This is a genomic window from Methylobacterium sp. FW306-05-D, assembly GCF_058782155.1.
Genome location: NZ_JBYSXL010000151.1, coordinates 1 through 3,357, shown reverse-complemented (window position 1 = coordinate 3,357; position 3,357 = coordinate 1). Strand labels below are relative to the sequence as shown.

At 73.5% G+C, this 3,357-nt stretch carries 3 protein-coding genes and 1 pseudogene; all 4 read right to left on the bottom strand.

The window, feature by feature from the left end; all coding sequences use genetic code 11:
- Positions 1-413: Hpt domain-containing protein (locus AC3WLN_RS23820; protein ID WP_492485426.1), on the bottom strand; the 413-nt coding region annotated here is incomplete at its 3' end.
- 110 nt (positions 414-523) lie between these two features.
- Complete coding sequence (locus AC3WLN_RS23815) at positions 524-2,194, bottom strand: methyl-accepting chemotaxis protein (RefSeq protein WP_492485424.1); 1,671 nt, start codon at positions 2,192-2,194, stop codon at positions 524-526.
- A 106-nt stretch (positions 2,195-2,300) separates the two neighbouring features.
- Entirely contained in the window at positions 2,301-2,849 is a 549-nt protein-coding gene (locus AC3WLN_RS23810) for a chemotaxis protein CheW (RefSeq protein ID WP_492485422.1), read from the bottom strand.
- A pseudogene (locus AC3WLN_RS23805) lies at positions 2,846-3,357 on the bottom strand (CheR family methyltransferase); the annotation flags it as partial. The gene AC3WLN_RS23810 and the pseudogene AC3WLN_RS23805, both read right to left, overlap by 4 nt.

Below are 3,357 nucleotides of genomic sequence, written 5' to 3'. Positions count from 1 at the left end.
GGCGGGGCCGGTGCGGCGGCGGGAGCCGGGTCCGGCACCTGCGGATCGAGGGCGCGATCGAGCGCCGCGAGGGCGTCGGCCGGCATGTCCGGTCCCGCCCCGTCGGTCAGTCCGGCGACGTAGGCCTCGATTCGGTCGAGGGCGAGGTGCACGGCGGCGGCGGCCGGGCGGGTCAGGCCGCCCTCCTGCGCCACGATGCGCTCGAATAGGGTCTCCAGGCGATGGGCGACGGCCTCCACCGCCGGCAGGTCGACGGCCCGGGACGCGCCCTTGAGGCTGTGCGCCCGCCGGAAGACGTCGTTCCAGTCGGGCGCATGCTCGCCGGCCTCGCCCGCGAGGGCGGCACGGATCGCGTCGATGTGCTCGCGGTGCTCGACCTCGAACGCCGCGAGAAGAAGCTGGCGAATGTCCATCCGTCGCCTAAGGCCGCCCCAGGGTTGCGGCGGTTTCCCTACCTTCGGAAACCGCGCGAAGCCATTCGTGAACCGTGCGCTTCCGGCTTTCCAGATCGCCGGACGCCGTGTCAGTGCCTGTAGCGCTCGGCCAGCGTCATCAGGGCCTGGGCGAGTTCGGTGAGGTTGGCGGACGCGGCCTCGACCTCGCGGGTGCCGGCCGCCGTCTGCTGGCTCGCCTGGCGGATGTTCTGCAGGGCGCCCATCACCTGCTCGATGCCGAGCTGCTGCTGGTTCGTCGAGGCGACGATCTGCTGGAAGGTCTGGACGCTCTCCTCGACCCGGGCGGTGATTTCCTCGATGGTCCGCTGCGTGGTGTCGGAGCGGGCCTTGCCGGTGGCGGCGCGCTTGACCGCCTCCTCGGTGAGCATGACCGAGGTGTTGATGCCGCGCTGGATCTCGCCGAGGATCGTGCGGACCTGCCCGGTGGCCGCCTTGGCCTGGTCGGCCAGGATTTTCATCTCCGAGGCGACCACGGCGAAGCTGCGCCCGCTCTCGCCGGCCGCCGCGGCCTCGATGGCGGCGTTCAGCGCCAGGAGGTGGGTGCGCTCCGAGATGTCGTTGACCGTGGTGATGATGTCGCCGATCGCCTGAGTCTTCTCGGAGAGGGCGACGATGTTGCCGGCGACCGCCTCGGCCTGCTCGCGGATCGAATCCATCGCCCGTGCGGTGTCGGCCACCGCGCGCAGGCCGGCCCGGGAGGTCTGGGCGGTGGACTGCGCGGTGGCGATGACCTCGCCGGCGCGCTTGCCGATCTGGGCGCCCGAATGGGTGATCTCGTCGACGGTGGCGGCGGTCTCCTGCACGGCGGCGAACTGCTCCTCGACGCTGGCCGCCTGCTCCTGGGCGGAGGCGCGGATCTCGGCCGCCGCGGCGTTGAGGTCGGAGGTCGCGGCCCGGTTGGTCCGGGCGAGGTCGGCGAGGCCCGCCACCATCCGGTTGAGGGTGCGCCCGAGCCGTCCGATCTCGTCCTTGCCGCGCGCGTCGAGGGTGCCCGAGAGGTCGCCCTCGCCGACGCGCTCGGCGAAGGCCATCACGGCCTCCAGGGGGCGCACCACGGCGCGGCTGATCAGCAGGGTGATGAGGATGCTGAGCACGATGCAGGCGCCCAGCGTCAGTAGGATCGAGAGCCGGCTGCGCTCGTAGAGATCCGCGACGCCGCGCTGCCCGGCCGCGATGCCCTCGTCGAGGGCGTTTCGGGTCCGCTCGATGTCGTTGAGGAACATCTCCTGGCTGCGGTTGAGCGCTTCGTTGCGCGCCTCGACCCCGTCGACGTCCTTGGCGGCGACGGCGGCGAGCTGCGCCTCGCTCGCGCTGCGCAGCTCGCGCAGCTCGGCCACGGCCTCGATGGCGATGCCGTTGATCTTGCGCCAGGCGAGGGCGCGTTCCTCGGAGACCGATCGAGCCCGGTAGGCGTCCGTCGCGCGGACGAGTTCGGTCAGGATCGCGTCGGCTTCCGTGGCGGTCCGGCGCCAGGAAGCGGAGCCGTCCTCCCGCTCCGGGCCGCCCCGCGCCCGCATCAGCAGCGCGATGATCGCGTTGCGGCGCTGCAGGCCCATGTCGCGGGCCTTGTTGGCGAGGTCGTCGAGCTGGCGCGCCACCGTGAGGTCGCGGGTGACGATGCCATCGGTGGTGTCGCGCACCACGCCGATCTGCCCGAGGGCGTAGAAGCCGAGGGCCACGATGACGATGGTGATGGCGACGAAGCCGAGGAGGATGCGTTTTCCGATCGAGATCGACACGTGGGGCTCCAGGCTCCGGGAATTCGGCCGAGACCGGGGCGGGGGTACCCCGGGTCAAGGCATCGCGAGACGTCTCACCGCCGGAGCGGCATCGGGGCAGGCGCGGTCACGGCAGGTACCGGCGCAACAGGCGCGGCACGTCGACGACGACGAAGCCGGGTTCCCCGTCCGGGCCGGCACCGGGCGGGGCATAGCCCGAAACCGCCTCGGTGCTCAAACCGGCCTCGCCGAGAGCCTGGGCATCCGCCGCCACGGTGATCTCGGCCACGCCGAGGACGCGGTCGACCGCCAGGGCCACCGGGACCCCGGCACCCCGCAGCAGGACCACGTGGCCTTCGCCGCTCGCCGCCTCGGCGCCGCGCCCGAGGGCGCGGGCGAGGGCGATCAGGCTGACGACGCGGCCGGAGATGGCGATGAGACCGAGCACGGCCGGCGGGGCGCCGGGCAGGGGGGTGACGGGCCGGGCCGGCAGCACCTGGGCCACCTGCGCGAGGGCGAGGGCGAAGCGGTCGCCGCCGCAGTCGCAGACGAGGAAGGCGCGGGTCGGTCGCGCGGCCTCGGTCGTCGCACGGACCCGCCGGGCGAACAGGCGGGAACGTTCGGCGCGCAGGGCCTGCAGGCGGGCGGCGGGGGCTTCGGCCCGGGTCTGCGTCACGGCCCTTCTCCTGTCACGCCGGCGCGGGCGAGGGCGGCGCTGCGCGCGAGTTCGTGCGGGCCGAGCCCGTCGCCCTCCGCCACCACCGCATCCGGCGCCAGGGATTGGGCCAGACGGATCGCGTTGTCGAGGGCTCGCACGGCTTCCATGCGTCGGCCGAGGCCGATCATCAGCAGGCCGAGTTGGTAATGCGCCATGACGAAGGCCCGGTCGAGGTAGAGCGCCCCGCGCCAGGCCCGCTCGGCCTCCGCATCGCGCCCGAGGCTGCGCGCGAGAAGGCCGTCATAGTAATGCAGGGCGGCATCGGTCGGCGCGGTCCGGATCGCGGCGCGCACCGCCCGCCAGGCCTCGGCCGTCTCTCCGGCATCGGCCAACGCCCGGATACGCGCCAGTTCGTCCGCCGGCCCGGCGGATTCCAGGGCGGCCGGTCCCGCCTCGTCGGGCGATCCGATCTTCACCGGAACCGGAGCGGGCGCCGCGACGATGGGGGCGGGAGCCGGGGTGAGGG